Source organism: Flavobacterium plantiphilum (assembly GCF_046000495.1).
GTDB lineage: Bacteria > Bacteroidota > Bacteroidia > Flavobacteriales > Flavobacteriaceae > Flavobacterium > Flavobacterium plantiphilum.
In genome coordinates this window covers 159,736-181,925 of sequence record NZ_JBELQA010000003.1, presented here as the reverse complement: position 1 = coordinate 181,925, position 22,190 = coordinate 159,736, and the positions used below count along the sequence as shown (strand labels likewise).

The 22,190-nt window shown below is 34.3% G+C and carries 19 protein-coding genes; 4 read left to right on the top strand and 15 right to left on the bottom strand.

Annotation, left to right across the window (positions count from 1 at the left end; genetic code table 11):
* Nucleotides 1-14 precede the first annotated feature (14 nt).
* The 3 genes from clpX to ABS764_RS06180 form a co-directional block, all read right to left on the bottom strand.
* Nucleotides 15-1,247: an ATP-dependent Clp protease ATP-binding subunit ClpX gene (gene clpX, locus ABS764_RS06190; protein ID WP_408080930.1), complete on the bottom strand. Its 1,233-nt coding sequence runs from the start codon at nucleotides 1,245-1,247 to the stop codon at nucleotides 15-17.
* Nucleotides 1,248-1,399: 152 nt separating this feature from the next.
* Nucleotides 1,400-2,074: an ATP-dependent Clp endopeptidase proteolytic subunit ClpP gene (clpP, locus tag ABS764_RS06185; protein WP_073241462.1), complete on the bottom strand. Its 675-nt coding sequence runs from the start codon at nucleotides 2,072-2,074 to the stop codon at nucleotides 1,400-1,402.
* Nucleotides 2,075-2,350: 276 nt separating this feature from the next.
* Nucleotides 2,351-3,676 carry a trigger factor gene (locus tag ABS764_RS06180; RefSeq protein WP_408080929.1) on the bottom strand — a complete coding sequence of 442 codons (1,326 nt, stop codon included), beginning with the start codon at nucleotides 3,674-3,676 and terminating at the stop codon, nucleotides 2,351-2,353.
* Between the two features lie 376 nt (nucleotides 3,677-4,052).
* Between ABS764_RS06180 and ABS764_RS06175 the strand changes: the two genes are divergently transcribed.
* The 4 genes from ABS764_RS06175 (at nucleotide 4,053) to ABS764_RS06160 (ending at nucleotide 9,803) form a co-directional block, all read left to right on the top strand.
* Complete coding sequence (locus tag ABS764_RS06175; protein ID WP_408080928.1) at nucleotides 4,053-5,162, top strand: TlpA family protein disulfide reductase; 1,110 nt, start codon at nucleotides 4,053-4,055, stop codon at nucleotides 5,160-5,162.
* Nucleotides 5,163-5,183: 21 nt separating this feature from the next.
* The gene (locus ABS764_RS06170; protein WP_408080927.1) at nucleotides 5,184-5,720 is read left to right on the top strand and encodes a hypothetical protein; all 537 of its coding nucleotides are present in this window, start codon (nucleotides 5,184-5,186) and stop codon (nucleotides 5,718-5,720) included.
* On the top strand, nucleotides 5,717-7,105 hold the full coding sequence (locus ABS764_RS06165) for an alpha/beta hydrolase family protein (protein WP_408080926.1): 1,389 nt from the start codon (nucleotides 5,717-5,719) through the stop codon (nucleotides 7,103-7,105). Before ABS764_RS06170 ends, ABS764_RS06165 begins: the two co-directional genes overlap by 4 nt.
* 376 nt (nucleotides 7,106-7,481) lie before the next feature.
* The gene (locus ABS764_RS06160) at nucleotides 7,482-9,803 is read left to right on the top strand and encodes a PAS domain S-box protein (protein WP_408080925.1); all 2,322 of its coding nucleotides are present in this window, start codon (nucleotides 7,482-7,484) and stop codon (nucleotides 9,801-9,803) included.
* A gap of 36 nt (nucleotides 9,804-9,839) precedes the next feature.
* On the opposite strand, the gene ABS764_RS06155 is transcribed toward ABS764_RS06160, so the two are convergent.
* The 12 genes from ABS764_RS06155 to ABS764_RS06100 all read right to left on the bottom strand — a co-directional run bounded on the left by ABS764_RS06155 (nucleotide 9,840) and on the right by ABS764_RS06100 (nucleotide 22,189).
* The gene (locus ABS764_RS06155; protein ID WP_408080924.1) at nucleotides 9,840-10,667 is read right to left on the bottom strand and encodes an MOSC domain-containing protein; all 828 of its coding nucleotides are present in this window, start codon (nucleotides 10,665-10,667) and stop codon (nucleotides 9,840-9,842) included.
* Between the two features lie 44 nt (nucleotides 10,668-10,711).
* Nucleotides 10,712-13,231, bottom strand: a complete 2,520-nt coding sequence (locus ABS764_RS06150) for a multicopper oxidase domain-containing protein (RefSeq protein ID WP_408080923.1) — start codon at nucleotides 13,229-13,231, stop codon at nucleotides 10,712-10,714.
* Between the two features lie 5 nt (nucleotides 13,232-13,236).
* Nucleotides 13,237-15,624, bottom strand: coding sequence for a heavy metal translocating P-type ATPase (locus tag ABS764_RS06145; protein WP_408080922.1), 2,388 nt, complete (start codon nucleotides 15,622-15,624; stop codon nucleotides 13,237-13,239).
* A gap of 377 nt (nucleotides 15,625-16,001) precedes the next feature.
* Nucleotides 16,002-16,562 (bottom strand): helix-turn-helix domain-containing protein, encoded by a 561-nt coding sequence (locus ABS764_RS06140; RefSeq protein ID WP_408080921.1) that lies wholly within the window; start codon nucleotides 16,560-16,562, stop codon nucleotides 16,002-16,004.
* A gap of 100 nt (nucleotides 16,563-16,662) precedes the next feature.
* Nucleotides 16,663-17,358, bottom strand: coding sequence for a DUF3347 domain-containing protein (locus ABS764_RS06135; RefSeq protein ID WP_408080920.1), 696 nt, complete (start codon nucleotides 17,356-17,358; stop codon nucleotides 16,663-16,665).
* 24 nt (nucleotides 17,359-17,382) lie between these two features.
* The gene (locus ABS764_RS06130; RefSeq protein WP_408080919.1) at nucleotides 17,383-18,183 is read right to left on the bottom strand and encodes a hypothetical protein; all 801 of its coding nucleotides are present in this window, start codon (nucleotides 18,181-18,183) and stop codon (nucleotides 17,383-17,385) included.
* Entirely contained in the window at nucleotides 18,184-18,708 is a 525-nt protein-coding gene (locus tag ABS764_RS06125) for a heavy-metal-associated domain-containing protein (protein ID WP_408080918.1), read from the bottom strand.
* An 82-nt stretch (nucleotides 18,709-18,790) separates the two neighbouring features.
* A complete protein-coding gene (locus ABS764_RS06120; protein WP_408080917.1) occupies nucleotides 18,791-19,156 on the bottom strand; it encodes a heavy-metal-associated domain-containing protein in 366 nt (121 codons plus the stop codon).
* 144 nt (nucleotides 19,157-19,300) lie between these two features.
* Complete coding sequence (locus ABS764_RS06115) at nucleotides 19,301-19,669, bottom strand: hypothetical protein (RefSeq protein ID WP_408080916.1); 369 nt, start codon at nucleotides 19,667-19,669, stop codon at nucleotides 19,301-19,303.
* 90 nt (nucleotides 19,670-19,759) lie between these two features.
* Nucleotides 19,760-20,101, bottom strand: a complete 342-nt coding sequence (locus ABS764_RS06110; RefSeq protein ID WP_408080915.1) for a phage holin family protein — start codon at nucleotides 20,099-20,101, stop codon at nucleotides 19,760-19,762.
* A 115-nt stretch (nucleotides 20,102-20,216) separates the two neighbouring features.
* Nucleotides 20,217-21,167, bottom strand: a complete 951-nt coding sequence (locus ABS764_RS06105) for a glycoside hydrolase family 43 protein (RefSeq protein WP_408080914.1) — start codon at nucleotides 21,165-21,167, stop codon at nucleotides 20,217-20,219.
* 260 nt (nucleotides 21,168-21,427) lie between these two features.
* The gene (locus tag ABS764_RS06100) at nucleotides 21,428-22,189 is read right to left on the bottom strand and encodes an alpha/beta fold hydrolase (protein ID WP_408080913.1); all 762 of its coding nucleotides are present in this window, start codon (nucleotides 22,187-22,189) and stop codon (nucleotides 21,428-21,430) included.
* Nucleotide 22,190: the final 1 nt, after the last annotated feature.

The window sequence follows — 22,190 nt, the reverse complement described above, 5'->3', positions numbered from 1 at the left end:
TTTTAAAAAAATCTTTAAGAAGCAATCTCTAATCGTTTCAATAAATTTTTATTCAAAGTTTCCTTTGCATAATCTACGTCAATTTCAAGTATTTTATCATCAGAACTTGGCAATTCATACATAGCATCCGTTAAGATAGCTTCACAAAGGGAACGCAATCCGCGGGCTCCTAATTTATATTCTAATGCTTTATCTACAATAAAATCCAAAGCATCATCAGTAATAGAAAATACTACCTCATCCATTGAGAATAACTTTTGGTACTGCTTAATTAAAGCATTTTTAGGCTGCGTTAAAATTGAACGCAGGGTTTCTCTGTCCAATGGATCCATATGAGTTAACACGGGCAAACGACCTATAATTTCCGGAATCAATCCAAAGTCTTTAATATCTTTAGGAATAATGTATTGTAACAAGTTTTCCTTATCAATATTATCTTCATTTTTTGAAGTAGAATACCCGACAGCCTGACGGTTCAAACGTTTCGAAATAATACGTTCTACTCCATCAAAAGCACCACCGGCAATAAACAGAATGTTTTGTGTATTGACTTCTACAAATTTTTGATCCGGATGCTTACGCCCTCCTTTTGGTGGTACGTTTACAACTGTTCCTTCTAATAATTTCAATAAAGCTTGTTGCACACCTTCTCCTGAAACATCTCTGGTAATCGATGGATTATCGCTTTTACGGGCAATCTTATCTATTTCATCAATAAATACAATGCCGCGTTCAGCCTTAGCCACATCATAATCAGCCGCTTGTAAAAGACGTGTCAGAATAGTTTCGACATCTTCACCTACATAACCAGCCTCGGTTAAAACTGTAGCATCTACGATAGCCAAAGGAACATCTAACATTTTAGCAATGGTTTTTGCTACTAATGTTTTTCCGGTTCCGGTTTGTCCCACCATGATGATGTTACTTTTTTCAATCTCTACTTCATCGTCCAGTTGCTGTTGCATTAAACGCTTGTAGTGATTGTAAACCGCTACTGACATTACTTTTTTAGTCTGGTCCTGCCCTATTACATACTGATCCAGAAAAGCTCTGATTTCTTTTGGCTTCTGCAAAATCAAATCGCCAATTAATTTTGAACTTCCGCTAGATTTCAATTCTTCCAGAACAATTCCGTGAGCCTGTTCGATACATCTGTCGCAAATGTGCGCATTAATACCAGCAATCAACAAATTAGTTTCTGGCTTTTTCCTTCCACAAAACGAACACTCTAATACTTCTTTTGCCATTCTTTATTTAAGTTACTAAGCTGCAAAGATACTAAGTTTATAAGCTTTAAAAACTTACTTCCTTGTGGCTCAATATTTTTATTTTTGTTTGAATTTCAAATTACAAAAATCCTTAGAAACTTAGTATCTCAGTAACTTGAAAACTTTAAAAATTATCCTCTTATTAATACCTCATCAATCATTCCGTATTCCTTAGCTTCGGCAGCTTTCATCCAGTAATCACGCTCACTGTCTTTATGCACTTTATCAAAAGTTTGTCCGGAATGTTGCGAAATAATATGATACAATTCATCTTTTAATTTCAACATTTCGCGTAAGTTGATTTCCATATCCGTTGCAACTCCCTGAGCTCCTCCTGATGGCTGGTGAATCATTACTCTTGAATGTGGCAAAGCCGAACGTTTTCCTGCTGCACCCGCACACAACAATACTGCTCCCATAGAAGCTGCCATTCCTGTACAAATAGTTGCTACATCAGGCTTGATGTATTGCATCGTGTCATAAATCCCTAATCCTGCGTAAACACTTCCTCCCGGAGAGTTCAGGTAAATCTGAATATCTTTAGAAGCATCGGCACTTTCTAAGAAAAGTAATTGTGCCTGAACGATGTTTGCAATCTGATCGTCAATTCCTGTTCCCAGAAAAATAATACGATCCATCATTAATCTTGAGAAAACGTCTAATTGCGAAATATTCAATTGACGTTCTTCAATAATATAGGGAGTCATATTAGTAGGATTCATTGCCGCTACGATTTTATCATAGTACATTGCATTTACTCCTTGGTGCTTTGTAGCAAATTTTTTAAATTCTTTACCGTAATTCATTTTTTTATGTTTAAAGTTTGAAAGTCTAAAGTCCGAAAGTCATATAAAACCTTAAATCAAAGTTTATACCTTTCTGTAAATGATGCCAATTTGTCTTCTTTGTATCTTTAAAAAGTTTCCGTTTTCAAGTCCTTGTACCCGAAACTTTTAAACAAAAGAGCGTCAAAAAAAACTTCTGACGCTCAAATATACTTATTTTTTATTATTTAGCCTTTGTAATAAAATCATATTATTTTGACTTTCGACTTTATTACTTTCGACTTTACAGACTAATATTTATTCTCCGTAAGACGCAGCAATAAATTCATCGTAAGTCACTTCTTTAGTTGTTGGGTTTGCTTTTTCTTTAAACAATTCCAATAATTTTTCAGCAACTACCTGATCAGAAAGTCTTTTTACTTCGTCCTGATTAGATAAAACTCTGGCAACAATCCCCTGAACTTCTTCGTCAGTTGGGTTTGTTTGACCAAATTGAGCCATTTGAACTCTGATATTTTTAGCTGTAAACTCTTTTAAGTCTTCAAAAGTGATTTTGATATCATTTTGAGCCAAAGCTTTTCCTTCGATTAACTGGAAACGCAATCCTTTTTCAGAACGTGCGTATTCTACTTCAGCTTCTTCAGCAGTTAATTTTTTCTCACCTACTGTCTGTAACCATTTTTTAAGGAATTCAGAAGGCAATTCGAATTTTGTATTTTCGATTAAAAATTCTGTCACATCACCTAATAATTTTTGGTCTGCCTGTTGCGCAAATTGAGATTCAGCATCTTCTTTGATTTTTGCTTTCAAATCTTCTAACGAAGCTACATTTCCTTCTCCGAATAATTTGTCGAACAATTCCTGATTCAATTCAGCCGGTTCAGAAACAGTAATTGCTTCGATAGTAAAATCTACATCAATTGCTAAACCGTGAACGTTATCATGACCTACTTTTAAGTAATCCATCAATTGGTGATCGTCTTCAAATAAACCGCTAGTGTTTACAGTAACAACATCACCCACTTTTTTACCAATAAATTTATCAGCAGTCGCTTTGTCTTTAAAAATATCTAAAGTGATAGTAGTGGTGTTACCAATTCCTTCCGCTTCGTTAGTAAAAATCCCTTTAATGTCAGAATTTGCTTCAACAGCATCCTGAGGAATTGCATTACCAAATTGTTTTTGGATACGAGCTACTTGTCCGTCGATTAATTTATCATCAGCAGTAACTACATATTTTACGATATCGTTTTTAGCATCTAAATCCAATTCAAAGTTTGGCACTAAACCAATTTCGAATTCAAAAGTCAATTCTTCAGCTGACCAATCTAAATCTTCGTTTACTTTAGGAAGTGGAGTACCCAAAAGATTTAATCTTTCAGACTGAATATAACGCTCTAAAGCCAGGTCAACAACTTTCTTAACCTCTTCTTGTTTAATTCCTCTTCCGTATTGTTTTTCAACTAAGTCTTTAGGCACAGCCCCTTTTCTAAATCCTTTTACTTGTGCTAAAGGCATTTTTTCGTTGATTCTTTTGGCTACCTGACCTTTGTAATCCATGTGTACCACAGTCATTACAATGGTTTCAGTTACAGCATCTATTGCTACTCTTTTAATATCCATCTTCTTCTTTAATTTACATAATAAAATTGGCTGGCAAAATTATAAAATTTTAACCAGCCAACCAAGCTTTTTTTCCCGAAGCTTCGGGATTGAATTTCAACGAGTTCAAGATGCTAAAGTCCATCTCATTTCCAAGCTTTTATTTGGGCATGTCCCTTCGTAATCTGATCCATGGAACTAAGGATGTTTGCTACAAACAAAGTTCACAGAACTCCTAATTCAAATAAACATCGAGTGAAGTAATCTTTATATTTCCATTACTATTCTTCACGCCAGTCCCACAAAAAACCACATTATACTTTTCCAAAAAAACTCCACCAACTGTAAGAATATTTTTTATATTTGATAATTAAAAATTAAATAACCGCTACTAACCATGAAAAAAAACACTTTGTTAATACTATGCATTGTATCAATGATAGCCAATGCTCAGGATAAAAAAATATGGGCTAAGTCATTCATCAACAAGCAAGCTCCTGAACTCATTGTGGAAAAATGGATCTCTGAACAACCTTACATAACAAAAGATAAGTTTATACTAATCGATTTTTGGGCCAGTTGGTGTGGTCCATGCAAAAGAGCGATCCCTAAATTAAATAATTTTCAAAAAGAATTTAAAGATGATTTAATTATAATAGGAATAAGTGACGAACCTGAACCTGTAGTCAAAAACCAAACCAATCCTGCCATTGAGTATTTTAACGCTATTGACACTAAAAAAAGATTATACAATATTTTTGAAGTAACCGGAATACCACATTGTGTTATTATCAATCCGGCCGGAGTTGTAGTATGGGAAGGTTTTCCCTATTTACAGGGACATGAGTTAACTTCAGATGTTATTAAAAATTTAATTAGCGAGTCCGATAAATTAATCTTAAAAAATACCACGGAAGCTAATATTTCTAAATACTCTTCTCTTTCTATTGGCGAATTGAATGACAGAAAAACAGAATTAGAACTTGAAGCTAATTATATTTTAGTAAATGATTACTTAGAACAAATAGAAAGAGAAGATGTAAATCACATGGCATTAACAAAAATTGATCATGGAATTGTAACATCCTATTGGGAAAATGCTACAGAGTTAAAAAGCTATTACAAGAACTGGAAAGAAGCAGTCTCAAAAATAAGTGCTTTTGAAAGAGAGCATGCACCGGAACTTCAGGAATTAAGCACCCAATTTAAAAACAAAACAATCGATAAAGAGGTGTACCTGAGAGAAAACCGAACAATAAGAAACTATTTAAGTTCAAAATATCCAAATGAGTACACAGAACTTTCGACAAATCATATCAGAAACCTTAAAACCATGTGGAAAGCAACTGCAAGGTATATGCTGGAAGATTATAAAAAACAAAAGAAAACATTTCCTGTATACTGGATTCCCGAAAATGACAGAGTAATTTCAGAGAAAAAGAAAAAATACAGTCTCATCAATCAAGAAATTATTGCTGTACAAAATGAAATAAAAAAAAGAATCTAAAAGCAATCAATAACCATCATCATGCTAGAATTAATCTGGGGAATATTCAATTTTGCAGTGCTAATTTACTTTGTAATTATTTGCTTTAAAGCAGTGAATGTTATTCGTGAAAATTTAGGAGGCACAGCCACTCTTATTCTTGTTTTAGGTCTTATATCTTTTAAAATAAACTTAAAAGATGAAGACAAAAAAACAAAAACTTTTGACTTACAAAATGTATCCCAAAAAACAGAACCTGAAAATTTTAAAGGAAACACTTTTTTTAATGACATAAAACTTGAACACACTCTTTTAACAGATTTTCACATGTTAATTAGATACGGAGCAGATAATAATGAAATCAAGTTGTTAACAGCTTTTGTAAACAGAACAGGAATCGAAATGGGAACCGAATGGAAACCTTCTAGTGTATTTCTAAATAAAATCAACTATAATTTATATGAATATCATGTTTCCGGCTCAATCGACTGGAAAATGTTAGGAATTAGAATTTACACCCAGTCAAAAGAATTTGATGGAAAAATTGAATTAAAAAAACAAAATACAATCAATCAATGAAAAAATTAGCATTTACAATTCTAGCGGGATTAATTTCTCTAAGCTTTTTTGGACAGGAAATTACAGGTCAATGGCATGGTGTTTTAAAAGTTCCGGGAGCACAATTAAGATTGGTATTTAATATCGAAAAAACAGCAAATGGCATTAGCGCGACAATGGACAGCCCGGATCAGGGAGCCAAAGGAATTCCGGTAAGCAGCAGTAGTTTTGAAAGCTCAGTATTAAAAATGGCTATCGCTCAGGCTCAAATTGCATACGAGGGAACCTTAGGAACAGACAACACCATTATTGGTAATTTTAAACAATCGGGACAAAATTTTCCTTTGAATCTATCAAAAGAAAAAGCAGAAAAAGAAATACCTATTCGACCACAAGAACCTAAAAAACCGTATTCTTATTATTCTGAAGATATTATTTTCGAAAATAAAAAAGCAGGAATAGCTTTATCAGGCACACTAACATTACCTAAACAAGAAGGAGTTTTCCCAGCGGTGATTTTAATTAGCGGCAGCGGACCTCAAAACAGAGATGAGGAATTAATGGGGCACAAACCATTTCTGGTACTTTCTGACTACTTAACTAAAAACGGAATTGCCGTATTACGTTATGATGACAGAGGAGTTGCAGCCTCAAAAGGGGATTTTAAAACTGCCACAACTGCAGACTTCGCCACAGATGCTGAAGCCGCAATTGAGTATTTAAAAACCAGAAAGGAAATCAACAAAAGTAAAATTGGCTTAATCGGACACAGCGAAGGCGGTATAATTGCCCCAATGGTTGCAACCCAATCTAAAGACGTAGCTTTTATCATTTTACTGGCAGGAACAGGAATTCAGGGTGACCAATTGCTTTTGTTGCAACAACAATTAATCGGGAAAACATCAGGAATGAGTGCTGAAGCATTAGAAAAAATCAAATTCAACAATACTCAAATATTTGACATTATAAACAAATCTACCAGCACCGAACAATTACAAACTGATTTAGCCCATTATTTAAAACAAAATCCCAGCGCTGAAAAACCGTCCGGAATGACTGAGGAAGAATTTGTAAGATTGCAAATGCAACAAATTGCAACGCCCTGGATGCAGTATTTCATCAAGTACAATCCTGCAACAGCATTAGAAGAAGTAAAATGTCCGGTATTAGCCCTTAACGGCGAAAAAGATTTACAAGTACCTCCAAAAGAAAATTTAGCAGCCATAAAAGCAGCCTTATCAAGAGGAGGAAATAAAAATGTAAGCATAATAGAACTTCCTAACTTAAACCATTTGTTTCAGGAATGCGAAACGGGTTCACCACAGGAATATGCAACCATTGAACAAACACTCGCCCCGGTTGCTTTAACCGAAATAACGAAGTGGATAAAAACTCAGACGAATTAAAATCAGACATCATATTTATCTGCTTCTTCATTTTAAAATTATTTGTTACCAAACAAATAAAAAAAACACCACAGTCTCAACAAACTCGTTTTCAACAAAACGAGTTTGTTTTTTTATAAACCAGAGCAAACTCATTTATTCAATATCATTAGAATTAAAAATAAATTTTGTTATTCAAAACAATACTGATATATTTATACAACACAGCAATCAGCCATATGTTTGGAGCCCCTATAAGCATGCTGATATTTAAAATTCCCACTAAGAATGCAACAACCTACTATACCCATAAATGAAGAAAAAAGAATTGCAGAATTAGATTCTTATAAAATAATAGGCGAATTAGGAAAGTGAAGATTATGATTTTTTAACTCAAATGGCAGCCCAAATATGCGAGACTAAAATTGCCCTAATTAGTTTAATAACTAATGACAAACAATGGTTTTTATCGCATCATGGTATAAAAGAAAGAGAAACACCAAAAGAATTAGCTTTCTGTGCACATGCCATTAATCAACCCGAAAATGTTTTTATTGTTGAAGATGCCCGAAAAGACAAGCGTTTTCAGGATAATCCGCTGGTTACGGGTTACCCAACGGTAATTTTTTATGCAGGTATGCCATTAGTAACAGAAAATGGTTTCCCTTTAGGAACAATCTGCGTTATTGATGATAATCCTAAAAAACTGTCCGAAAAACAGATTAATTCTTTAAAACTGCTTGCTAAGCAAGCCATCAAGTTACTCGAACTTCGAAAAAAAACATCATTATTAGAAGAACAAAATAACACCCTCAAAAAAACAAATTTTTTATTCAACGAAAGTCAACGCATTAATAAAATTGGTGCCTGGGAACTCGACATCAAAACCGGAAGTGTTTTCTGGACTGATGAAGTCTATCAAATTCATGAAGTAGCCAATGATCTCATTTTTGACAAAACCAAAGGAATTGAATTTTACCATCCTGACGATAGACATATTATTATAAATGCCTTAGAAAACACTATAAATACAGGAGAACCTTTTGATGTTCAATGCCGTTTTATTACTGCAAAAAACAATTTTAAATGGGTACGTTCCTCAGGAAAAGTATTGGAAGAAAATGGAAAAAGAACCAAACTTTTTGGGACTTTTCAAGACATAACTGAAATAAAAGAAAGACAGGAAAAACTTCGTGTCAGCGAAGAGACTTTTAGAGCTAACTTTGAACAGGCAGCCATTGGTATGGCTTTGCTTAATGAAAAAGGACAATGGTTAAAAGTCAACAAAAGACTATGCAAAATACTAGGTTACACCAAAGATGAATTACTAAAACTCACTTTCCAGGACATTACCTTTCCTAATGATTTAGAAACCGATTTAATTCTCCTTGAAGAATTAATTGGAGGAAAACGCGATGGCTATACCATGGAAAAACGCTATTTCCATAAAAACGGAGAAATCGTCTATGTGATTCTGGGCGTATCAATGGTAAAAGATGAAAACGGAAAAATTCTTTATTTTATTTCTCAAATTGTAGATATTACAACTCAAAAAACCTTTGAAATCCAATTAGCAAATATCATTGCTTATAACCAAGCTCTCTTGGATGCTAGTACTCAAGTTGCTATTATTGGAACAGATACTAAAGGAATTATTACTACTTTCAATGAAGGAGCAGAACAACTATTGGGTTATGATGCTGAAGAATTAATCAACAAACAAACACCTGAGCTTATTCATATTCAGGAAGAAGTAGAAGCTGTTGCGCAAAATCTTCTTGAAGAAACTGGAGAAAAAACAGATGGTTTTGATGTTTTTGTTCACAATGCAAAAAAAGGTAAAGCAGAAACCAAAGAGTGGACTTACAAAAGAAAAGACGGCAGTACATTTCCTGTTTTACTTTCAGTAACCGCAATTAAGCAAAAGAAAAATATTAGCGGTTTTCTGGGAATAGCTACAGACATTACCCAAATGAAACAAGTAGAACGCGAAATATTATCATTACTTGAAATTGCTGAATCTCAAAATGAGCGATTAAAAAACTTTGCTTATATCGTTTCACACAATTTGCGTTCCCATTCTGGCGGCATCAGCTCTTTAATGGAATTAATCGAATCTGAATTTCCGGACTTTAGCCAGACAGATTATTTTGATTATTTAAAAAAATCATCCATTAATTTATCCGAAACCATCAAGCACCTTACTGAAGTGGTTCAGATTAACCTCTCGGCAAAAGAAAAACTGGAAAGCGTTTTCTTAAAACCATTTATTGACAAAAACACAAGCAGTCTGATGTCTGTAGCAAAAAAACAAAACATACGGATTATTAATGAAGTTAAAAAAGAAACCACTATCAAAGTAATTCCGGCTTATCTGGACAGTATTATCATGAATTTTATGACTAATGCTATTAAATACAGTTCAAAAGAAAGAGATAGTTTTGTAAAAATCCAAACCGAAGAAACCGCAAAACATGTCATTCTGAAATTCATTGACAATGGTTTAGGAATAGATTTAAACAAACACGGACACAAACTTTTTGGTATGTACAAAACTTTTCATCAACATGAAGACTCCAGAGGTATTGGTCTGTTTATTACCAAAAACCAAATTGAATCTATGAATGGTAAAATTGAAGTCGAAAGCGAAGTAAATATTGGAACTACTTTTAAAATATATTTCGAGCATGAAAAAATTGATTCACAACTATTTTGTTAAACCCTATTTAAATCCACATTCAGCTGACAACAGTGTTCAATTTGACCTCTTTTTCAAAACAGCAATTTCATCACCCACTTTCAAACTCCCTTGCTGTAATGCGATTACATTTTGACCAAAAATTACTTTTTTATTTACTGTCTTATATTTTGACAAAGTACGCAAAGGCTCTTTACCGTCAACAGCACCTGATTCAGGATTTACAGTAACGATAACGCACCTTCCGGAAGGTTTAACACCAAAAAAATCTAAATTCCCAATAGTAAATCCCTTCCAGCTTTCTTCTTCATAAGGCTCGCCACCGGTGAAAACAAAATTAGGTCGGAATCGTTTTACAGAAAGAGCCGTTTCTAAACGTGAATTCAAATCATCTAAGGAAGACTGACCAATAATTAAATACGGAAATCCATCTGAAAAAGACGTAATATCACTTTGCGAAACAGCATAATTGGGATCTACTTTCCGCTGACTTTCATCAGGCATATAAACTAATCGAACCTTAAAGCCCAATCGGTCTGTAAACCAATTGTTGGCTTCAGCACTTACCTCATTAGCGTGTACCTCATCTTCCCAGACCATAACGCAAACTTTATTTTCCGATTTTACCGCGCTCTCATTCAGGCTAATACGCAATACTTCAGACTGTCTGCCTTTATAGCTAATTTTTAAAAAACCATTGTTAATTTCAGGCTGAAATAAAGCCAGTTCAGGATATTCCCTTTGGGTAATAAAAACACCATGTTCATCCACAAGCATCCATCTACGGTCGTGTTCTAAACCTCGAGGCATCACCTTTGACTCTTTTAAGGCTATTCCGCCTAATGATTTTACAGGATAAATCCAGATTTCTGAAAGTTGCAGCATTATAATTATTTTTTATCAAAAATACGAATTACAAACAAAGACTATTAATAATTAAAATTCAATCCAAAACCTATCCCCATATCACTATCATAATGTGTTGTAATTCCCATATTTTTACCCACAATATATTTAAATCCTGCCATATATTCTTTATCAGTATTTACCATAAAAGTCATTCGCAAACGTTTTGAAACAGGAATATCTTCCCGCATTAATTGCAAACGTACATTTCCGTCATGATAGACTTCTGCTTGTGCAACTACTAAAAGTGGTAAGGTATAATTGACTCCTAAACTAAACTGAAGTCGTTTATCCTTAGTACTTTTTTGTCCAAATAAATTCTGCTCCACTTCTCCATGTTCTAATTTTCGATAACGGGCATCAAAACCAATAAAAGGCATCAACCATTGATTTCTCCCGATATACCTTCCAATATGAGTTTCAGATTCGTAACCATGATGGTCTTTATATCCTAATCGCCATTCGGTACCAAAACTCCATCTTGCATTTTGAAACATCAACTGACCATCATTCCCATTGGTAGCAAAATCATTTTCTGCCATAAAATGCAAGCTATTACTTTCGGCTTGTAATTTCTTATAAGCCGCTTCTTTATTAGGCAAAAGAGGATTTACTGCTGAGTTTTCATAGCTAAAAACCCGATTCATACCTGCCATCATGTGGTACAAAATATGACAATGAAAAAACCAGTCTCCATCTGTATTGGCGGCAAATTCTATTGTATCGGTCTCCATAGGCATAATATCCAAAACGTTTTTTAAAGGCGCATAATCCCCCTGACCATTCAGTACTCTAAAATCATGTCCGTGCAAGTGCATTGGGTGACGCATCATCGAATTGTTGTACAAAGTAATCCTAACATTTTCTCCTTTTTTAATCAAAATTTTATCTGTTTCTGAAAGTACTTTATTGTCCATACTCCACACATACCGATTCATGTTTCCAGTCAATTCAAAACGTAATTCATGAACAGGAGCATCCTCAGGAAGTGTAGTTTTTACAGTCGATTTCAACATCGAATAATTCAAAGTAACAATATCTGATTTTTTAGAATCCATTGCGTGAGCGGAATGATCCATTTTATTTTCACTCATTTCCTCCCCTCCTTTGGAGGGGTTGGGGGAGGATTCGGGGTACATTACGGAATTCATATCCATTTTTTGCAGACTCATTTTCATACCCATATCATTCATGGTTCCATCTATATTCATCATCTCGTTCATCATTTTCATGCCTTCAAAATATTTTAATTTAGGCAAAGGATGTGCGGCTTTCTTAACACCTTCTCCAATGTAAACAGAAGTCGATTGTGTTCTGTCTTCCGGGGTGGCTAAAAAAGCATAGGAAGTATTTTTCTCCGGAATAGTTACAATTACATCATAGGTTTCAGAAACCCCAATAATCAACCGATTTACCTCAACGGGTTCTATATCGTTTCCGTCATTAGCCACTACAGTCATTTTTCCACCAGCATAGGTCAACCAAAAATAAGACGATGCTCCGGCATTAGAAATTCGCAAACGCACTTTGTCGCCTGCTTTAAATTGAGACAATTGGCTTTCATTCTGCCCGTTGATTAAGAATTTATCATAATATACATCACTCACATCCATAGCCAGCATCCGTTTCCATTCGTTGGTTAATTTGGTTTTAAAATGCCCTTCTTTTATTGCTTCAGTATAACTTTGAGTCGTTCCTTTTTTAATGGCAAACCAATCGGTAGCATTGTGCAGCATCCTATGAACATTATCAGGCTTGTAATTAGTCCATTCACTCAAAATAATGGGAACTTGTGGAATATCATCAATACCCTTTCTAAAAGTTTCATCTTCTGGTTTTTTCTTCAAAATCAATGCACCATACATTCCTATTTGTTCCTGCATTCCAGAATGACTATGATACCAATGTGTCCCATTTTGAATTATTGGAAAAGTATATTTATGTGTTGTTCCGGGTTCAATAGGCATCTGAGTCAAATAAGGAACACCATCCTCTTTATTAGGCAAAAACAATCCATGCCAATGCAAAGAAGTTCCTGTTTTTAATTTGTTATGCACATAAATTTCAGCTGTATCTCCTTCGGTAAAAGTTAATGTTGGCATTGGAATTTGACCGTTTACAGCAATGGCATGTTTAGATTTTCCAGCAAAAGTTACCATTGTGTCACGAACAAACAAATCATAACGTACCTTTTTAGAAATAGTTTTTGGTAAAACTTTCTTTTCTACAACGGTGCTTTCTTTTGGCAAATCAGCGGGTTTTGTTGGTTCACTCTTAGATACCTCAATTTCTTTTTTAATCTTTACAGGATTTTTAGGAATTGACTTTACTGGGATCTCCTTTTTAACTGCTTCTTTTTTAGACTTCTTAATTTTCACTTTTACCAATTCCATGCCACATTTCGAACAATCTCCAGATTTTGATTCATGAATTTCAGGATGCATTACACAAGTATAATAGTAATCTTGAGCTACTTTTTTTTCCTGAGCATTTACAAACTGACCCATCACAAAAAAACAAAACAGGTATAATATCTTATTCATGATTTCTATAATTTTAAATTACGCAATCGCAACGCATTCGCAATTACCGAAACCGAACTAAAACTCATTGCCAAGGCAGCAATCATTGGTGAAAGCAAAATTCCGAAAAATGGATATAAAATACCCGCAGCAACAGGAATTCCCAGTATGTTATAAAAAAAAGCGAAGAATAAATTCTGATGAATGTTTTTCATCACCGCATGGCTCAATTGTTTGGCTTTTACAATTCCTTGTAAATCGCCTTTTACCAGCGTAATTTTTGCACTTTCAATCGCTACATCGGTTCCGGTTCCCATTGCAATCCCAATATCTGCTTGCGCTAATGCCGGAGCATCATTAATTCCGTCTCCGGCCATAGCCACAATCTTGCCTTCGGACTGCCATTTCTGAATCACTTTGAGTTTATCCTGCGGCAAACAATCTGCCACAAACGAACTCAGATGCAACTGATCAGCTACAGCCTTAGCGGTGTTTTTGTTGTCTCCGGTAAGCATAATCACTTCAACCCCCTGATTTATTAGTGTTTTTATGGCCTTAACACTATTCTTTTTTATAGCATCAGTGATGGTTACAAATCCTGCAGCAGTTTCATCGATTGAAATATAAGAAACTGTTTTTCCAAGCTTTTGCTCAGCTGTAGCTTGTTTTTCTAATGATTCCTCAACCGAAACTTTCAGTTCATCCATTAATTTTTTATTTCCTAAAGCCACTTTTTTATTAGAAACCATTCCCACTACCCCTTTTCCTGTTACGGATTCAAATTGTTTAGTTTCTGATAATTTTATGTTTTTCACTTCCGCAAAATGGACTACGGCCTGCGCCAAAGGATGTTCGCTATATTGATTTAAAGAAGCAATTATTTGTAACAACTCATCTTCGTTGTTATGAATCGCATACAGTTTTTCTACAGAAGGTTTTCCTTCTGTAATTGTTCCTGTTTTATCAGTAACGAGTACGTTTACCTTATCCATTTTTTCTAAAGCTTCAGCATTTTTTATCAATATTCCTGATTGGGCGCCTTTACCCACTCCCACCATTACTGACATGGGTGTGGCTAAGCCTAAAGCACAGGGACAGGCTATAATTAAAACTGCAACAGCATTAATAAAACCATACATCAAAGCATTTTCTTCAGGACCGAATTTTGCCCAGACGAGAAATGTAATCACCGAAACAGCGACTACTGCGGGCACAAAATATTTTGCAATTTTATCCGCTAATTTTTGAATTGGTGCACGGGATCGACTGGCATCATTCACCATTTGTATAATTTGCGAAAGCAGGGTTTCCGAACCAACTTTTTCTGCCACCATTATAAAAGACTGATTGCCGTTAATGGTTCCTGCCACTACCGCATCGTCTGCTTTTTTATCTACCGGAATGGGTTCTCCCGAAATCATTGACTCATCAATAGTACTTTCTCCTTCAACTATTTTTCCATCCACGGGAATTTTATCTCCCGGTTTTACACGTAATAAATCCCCTTTTTTGATATCGTGTATCGAAATCACTTTATCTTTTCCATCCAGTACCAAAACTGCTTCAACAGGCGCTAACTTCATCAGTTCTTTCAGAGCACCGCTGGTTTTATTATGCGCTTTGGCTTCTAATAGCTGTCCTAATAAAACTAAGCTTAAAATAACAGTTGTTGCTTCAAAATAAAGATGCACACTTCCACCATCGGTTTTAAATTCAGCCGGAAAAATTTCCGGAAAGAGTAATCCGAAAATACTAAATAAAAAAGCCATTCCCGAACCGATTCCGATAAGCGTAAACATATTGAGATTCCAGGTAACTACTGATTTCCAGGCACGTTTAAAAAACATCCATGCCGCATAAAAAACTACTGGTAGTGACAACCCAAATTGAATCCAGTTCCAGGTTTTCATATCCGTAATTATCATTAAGGGATTATTAGGAATCATATCTGACATAGCAATAATGAAAACAGGAATAGTAAACAGCAATGCAATTTTCATTTTATGCTCTAAATCAGTATAGCTTTTATTTTCTTCCTCTTCAGATGCTTCCACGGTTACTAAATCCATCCCACAAACAGGACAATTTCCGGGTTCGTCATAGACTTTGTCTCCTTCGCAAAACATAGGACAATAGTATTTACCCACTGCATTTGGTGGCGGAGCCGGAGCAACTGTTTCAGTTACTTTTAATTTTAAATCATTAGGATTAAAAACTTTTATAGTATAATTTCCTGCCTGAGCAATCACTTCCTGAAACTGAGAAATCTGGATGGGTTCTTGCATCGAAATCTCGGCTTTTGGCGGATCTAAAGTGACTTCCGCTTCTGCTCCTTCGATACTGTTGAGTGCATTTTCAACTTTTGTCCGGCAAGAATTACAATGCATTCCGTTAATGGTGTAGGTATATTTCATTTCTTCGATTTTTATACCATTTAAATAAAATTTCCTTTTTTTTATAAAACAGAATCAATTTTATTACTAATAACATTTCATAAAAAGGAATCAGATTTAATTATTTTCTTTTTTGCTTGATCAAAAAAGAAACAAAAAAATCAAGTCTTACGCTTTCTCATCGGTCAAATTAGTTTTCGAATGCTAAAAGAAAAGAACTCGCTACGCTCAAACAGCTTTTCTTTTTACGCATTCTTCAAACATTTGACGCTCGACTGCGGAAGCTAAGGACCACGATACCTGAAATTAATGAATTCAAATGATAATTAATATTAGTTCAAATTTCGAAATTAAAAACACGCACACTATTACATAATTATGGAAACGATTTGTATGATTTATAATTCGTCTATCTGCCTTCTTTTTTTGTCTTTTAGCTGTTTGAATTGTGTCGGCGTTATTCCAGTAGTCTTTTTAAACTGATTGCTCAAATGCGCCACACTACTATAATTCAACTGAAAAGCAATTTGGCTCAAACTAAGTTCGTTATAAATCAATAATTCTTTTACTTTTTCTATTTTTTGAGCAATAAAATAATGCTCGATTGTAATTCCTTCGGTTTCAGAAAACAAATTGCTCAACGCACTATAATCCTGTTTTAAATCATCGACAATGTAACCGGACAAGTTTACTTTGAGTTTCTCATTCTGATAATGAACTAAGGTTACAATCAGATTTTTTATTCTTTCAATGGTTTTGCTTATTTTGTCATCCAATAATTCAAAACCTAAGTCTTTGAGGTCTTCAGACAATAAGTATTTTTGTGTTTCATTCAGTTCTTTCGAAATCTCAACCTCTCCCAACTGCATCGAAAGTATCGGGATTTCCATTTTCTCAAAAACTGTTCTCACTGCCATTTCGCAGCGGTTACAAACCATATTTTTAATGTAAACTTTCATTTTGGAAATTATTTTTTTGAACTTAACAAAAAAATCCTAACTCAAGATGAAGCCAGGATTTTAATGAAATTAATTTTGTGGATAATAAATCAAAAAATGATTATTGAATTTCTTTAATCATTCCGCCACAGCTTAGCATTTCAGAACCATAATACGGATTTCTGATTTCTTTCAGTTCGCTTATCCAATAACCACTTTTTCCTTCATTATACATTGGGCAATAATCCTGAAACAATTTTTTATTGGTTCCAAAAGTAGCAATCAGATTAGTAATATCTTTGCTTAAAACAGCAAAATACATTCTTTGCTGCGCAATTTTTCCATCATTTGAAACAATTAATTCTGCTTGCGCTTTTGCCTCATCAGTAATATTCAAATATTTAGTCAATAATTCTTTCGTAATCTTATCGGTTTTAGTCGCTGAAACTGCTTGGGCAAAATCATGGGCTGCTTTTGTAGCTTCTTTTCCATCATCATTTGCCAGAGCATTTTTAATTTTTAAATATGCATCAATAATTGCATCTGTTGAAACGGACGCTTTAACCGCATCACTAACTTCTGTTATTTCAACTTTAGTATCACCTGCTTCAGCCTGTTTTACCGGTTCTAAATCCATTCCGCATTCTTTACAAGTATCGCCTTTTTTCCCAATTTCTTCAGGGTGCATTGGACAGCTGTATTTCTCTTCGGTTTTTACAATTACTTGTCCTTCGGTAGTTTTTTCCTCTTTATTTTTTTGATTACACCCCAGAACAAGCACTGCTAATAAAACAGAACTCAGTAATATTTTTTTCATTTTTCAAATTTTAAAATCGTTAAACTAATTGGTTACATTAAAAAAAGTATACTCTAATTTGAGTAAAATACTATTAGCGCTTATGCGTTGCATATCCGAATACACCTGACGCCTGTAAGCCAGATCTATTCGCGCCTGACTGTTGATAATAAACTGAACCGAAGGTACAACATCTAAATAAGATTTCCCATTTTGATTCAGTCGCTGACCTAAAAATTCCAGCATTGCATTAATGTTTGTTTGCTTAAAATTAGTATATTTTTTAGGATACATCAATTGCCCGACCGAAAAAGTATAATTCATTGCACTGTTACTGAAGTCCTCAGGAAAAATATTATTCTGATTATTCAGCGCTCTTTCATAACTAATACTTGCACTCAAAGCAGTTTTATTAATTAGTTGCGTTGCCACAGTTCCAATTTCATATCCTGAATTCATCCCCATAGTTTCAATATCCTCCTGATGAATCTGCGCATTACTGGTACTTAGTCTTCCGTAAGCCGCCAGTCGAAAATGACTATGCAAGTCGTCAACTGAGAAAAAACGGTATTTAGCATATAAACTACCTCCTTCTAATTTTAAATCCCCTCCTCTGTCACTTAAAAATGCCGAAGCATGAATCATCCAGTCTTTGTTGACGCCCCACATTAATTCGGGCATGTTATGATAATTGTACCCCTCTGTTTTTTTGAATGCAAAAAGACTCATGTCTCTCACTCCTATTGAAGCCGTAGGCATATTACTGGCTGGCTCAGTCATGACAAACAACTCCTGTGCGTTAGTTTGAAGAGATAAAAAACTTATTATGATTGCAAAATATTTCATTTAAATTGTTTTTACATAATAAATCCCTTCCTCTTTTCCTGAAACACTGTATTTTAAGAGCATTTTTGCCGTTTTTTTATACTCTTTTTTTGTAACAAAACCGCTGTTTAATATTTTTAACCTTAATTTGTCACCTTCCGGTTTCGTAACAGGGTTTACAAAAACATAAGTCCCTGTTTCGTTTTTAAAACTGCTGTTGTCTTTGGGTTTTACATTCTCGGCATTCATAGTCAAAATCATAGAACCAACAAAAAAACCTGTTTTTTCAATATTATGTTTTAAATCCTGCGGAGTTATTAAACTGTTCTTTTTAAAATTTACCACAAATGTATTGCTGTTCAGATCGATCATTACTTTTTCTACTTCAGGCATTGCTTTCAATTGTTTGTTGATGGCGTTAGAACACATGGAACAGGTCAAACCTGTCGCCGTAATTTCGGCTTTTGAAATTTGTGCATACGAACTTGTCATGCCTATGAGCAGCATCAGAACAATGAATCTTTTTATAATTATATCTGTTTTCATCTTTTTATTTTTTTGAAGTTTATGAGTTCACTACCGTCTTAAGTCTAATTCTCTTAAGACTGTAGTGAAATGATCTATTTAGCTATTTTTTAGCCTCTTTTTTAATTGTATTTCTATCATATTGACAACAGCTGTGAAGTTGATTGTACTGCTTATCATTAGCAGCAAATTCTTCATTTTCATAACCGGCATCAGCAATCCGTTTTAAAATTTCTTCCGGATTTGTCTTTGAGGAATCATAAGTTATTTGTGCTATTTTTGAATCTACATTCCAGTTTACCATCGCAGTTTTCTTAATATTTCCGGCAGTTTCAATAGTCTTTTTACACATTTCGCAATTGCCTGCTATTTTTACGTTGGCTGTTTTTTTATTTTTAATTTGTGCATTAATGCTTAGCATTGACAGCAATACGAATGTTGCTGTCATTATTTTTTTTAATGATTTCATGATTGAATGTTTTTTTGTGAACAGGCTAATTCATAACAAATAGTCTCAATAAACTATTGCCTTTTTTAATTGCCCTGATAGTATAAATGAATTTATAAGAATTTGCTTTGAAACAGACAGACCAATGGCTATCAGCAAAGAAAATTAGCCTATTTTAGGAATAAGCCAAAGTGTGGCATATCCGTCCAAAGGAACAGATATAGCCTGAGAAAAGTTTTGTTTTTTTTCTGAAAAATTGAAATTCATATTTAGAATTTCATATTGAATTGAGGAAGCAATTGCAATATTTACTGAAGATACATTACACATGAACTGTCCACATTTACCGGAACAGCCTTTGTCTTTTGATTCTTTAGACTGTGTTTTTTTACTACAGCAATCTTTCATTTTTGTTTTAGAAGTCATTTCCATCTTACAGGAATGATTGCCTGAATCGGTACCACATGCATAGGTTGATCCGGGCATCAGGAAGAAGCCCAGCAATACAATGAATATGAAGTGGATTTTATTCATTTTCGAATCTTACAAAGCACAAAATTAAACATTTTTGCTTCGGCAAAAGTAAAAACACTGTGTTTTATGATTTTTTTATAAATCAATTGACTATTTATCTCCTAACAAAAGACTCACAAGTGACTGTGAAACCGATAAAATAATGCTGAATAATAATGCTGTAAAGAAGTTATCAACATCAAATCCGCCTACAATGTTGTCACATAAAATAATTATCAGACCATTAATCACCAACAGAAATAATCCCAGCGTGAAAATGGTTATAGGTAAAGTAAACAACACCAAAACCGGTTTAATAAAAAGATTGAGTAAACCCAAGACTACAGCAACAAAAAGTGCAGTTGTAAAACTCGCTACATGAACCCCACTCATAAAATGAGAAATCAATAATACTAAAACTGAAGTAGTAAGAACTTTTATAATTAATTTCATTTCTGCCTATTTTTTAAACTTTTATAAAAGTACAATTATTTTTAAATAATAAAATCACAAGGACAAACATTCGTGTTTTATTTTGCAATTCTGCCAGTTGTTTTATTCAAAAAAATTATTTCCAATGCTTAGCTAAAAGTTCCGCTTCTTTTCTGGTCAGATGAATTACCGAACCATGCTTTTGAACTGAAAAATTAGTGCGTTTCATCACTCCCTGATCAAAATGTCCCAAATTAGTAAAGGTTTTAAAATCGGTAGTTTCAGCAAATCCAAAATTGTGTGGATTTACACTAAAAACATCATACATCAACACCCATTTATTCTCACCAATACGCTTAAAAACATTAGGCGCTTCACATGATTTTTTTTCAAAATCAATTTGTTCCGGCTGGTACACATAAGCCGTATTTATTTTATCCGAAAAGGCCATTTTAATCCCTCCGGGACTTTCCTGCGCCACATACATCATGCAAAATCTTCCATCAGGTAATTTTGTAATATCAGCATCTAAAATTTGTTTGGTTTCATCCGGATAATCAAAAAGAATTTCCGGAGTAGTTTCAAGAGCTGTAAAATCCTTATTCATATAAGCATAATACAATTTGGTCTTTCCTTTTCCCTTTCGCATGGTAAAATAAATCATGATTCTGTCTTTAGCTTCATCATAAATCAGTTCAGGTGCCCACACGCAACCCACATTCCATTCGGGATAAGCTTTGTTAATATCTAAAACAGAATGCGACCAGTGAATCAAATCTTTGGATTTCATCAAAACCAAATCCCGATTATTTCCCCAATCGTATTTATCTCCGGGACGTTCCCATTCGGTGTCACGATAGCCTTTTTGTTTGCCGTAAATATGTAAATCGGTCATCGCAATGTAAAAATAACCATCGTTGCCACGCATGATATAAGGATCGCGAATTCCTTTTTGCTCTGCAATAGTATCTCCGGCAACAACAGGTTTCCCGCTATTAACATCCGTAAATGTATAGCCGTCATCACTCAGGGCAAAATACAATCCGTGGGTATCATCTTTAAAATAAGTCATTAAATACGCATCCATTTTTTGATGGCTGTTTTTATTTTTCTCAGAACTGCAGGCTGAAAAAACAAGCGTCAAAAAAATGAGAACAATTGCTTTTTTATTTAGAACTTTTTCTATAAAGCGAATAAATATGTACATTATTTTGGTATAATTGGTTAAAAAGTTATTTGTCAAAACAGAACAAACATAAGTGTTTCTTGTACATTTATCAAAACATATTTAAAAAAAGCAGCAAATACATAATTGCTGCTTTCGATAATAAATTAAAAAAATGTTTTTTATTTCAAAAACGAAATGACCATTTGAAAAAATAACGCTGGATTTTCAGCATGAAGCCAATGTCCGGCATTTGGAATTGTTTCCAGTTTCATTAACGGGAAATGCTCGGCAATATTTTCAATATCGGAATCTAAGATATAATTAGAACTACCTCCACGTATAAAAAGAGTTGGTTTTTCAAAAATTAATTCAGAGGGCAATGCCACTCCGATTTCTTCAATTTTCTTATTAAACACCGATAAATTAAACCGGAAAGCTAACTGTCCCGGCTCCTGCCAATATAGGTTTTTCAATAAAAACTGCCTGGTTCCAAAATCAGTTATATACTGACTTAAGATTGCTTCCACATCTGCACGGCTTGGTTTTACCGAAAAATCTACGGCATTCAGTCCCGCTAAAATAGTCTGATGATGTGGCGCATAATATTTTGGTCCAATATCAGCTACGATTAATTTATCGACCAATTCAGGATATCTTGAAGCAAAAAGCATTGCCGCTTTTCCTCCCATCGAATGCCCCAATAAATTAACAGATTGTAAAGCATGCTCCTGACAGTATTCCAGAATATCCTGAACCATTAATTCATAACTAAAATCTTCTGATTGCACGCTACGCCCGTGATTACGCATATCGAGCATATGAACCTGAAAACCTTTGTCAGCAAATTGTCCTCCTAAAGTTTTCCAGTTGTCTGACATTCCCAGAAATCCATGAATAATTAAAAAAGCTTTTCCTTCTCCTTCTATTTTTGAATAAAGCATT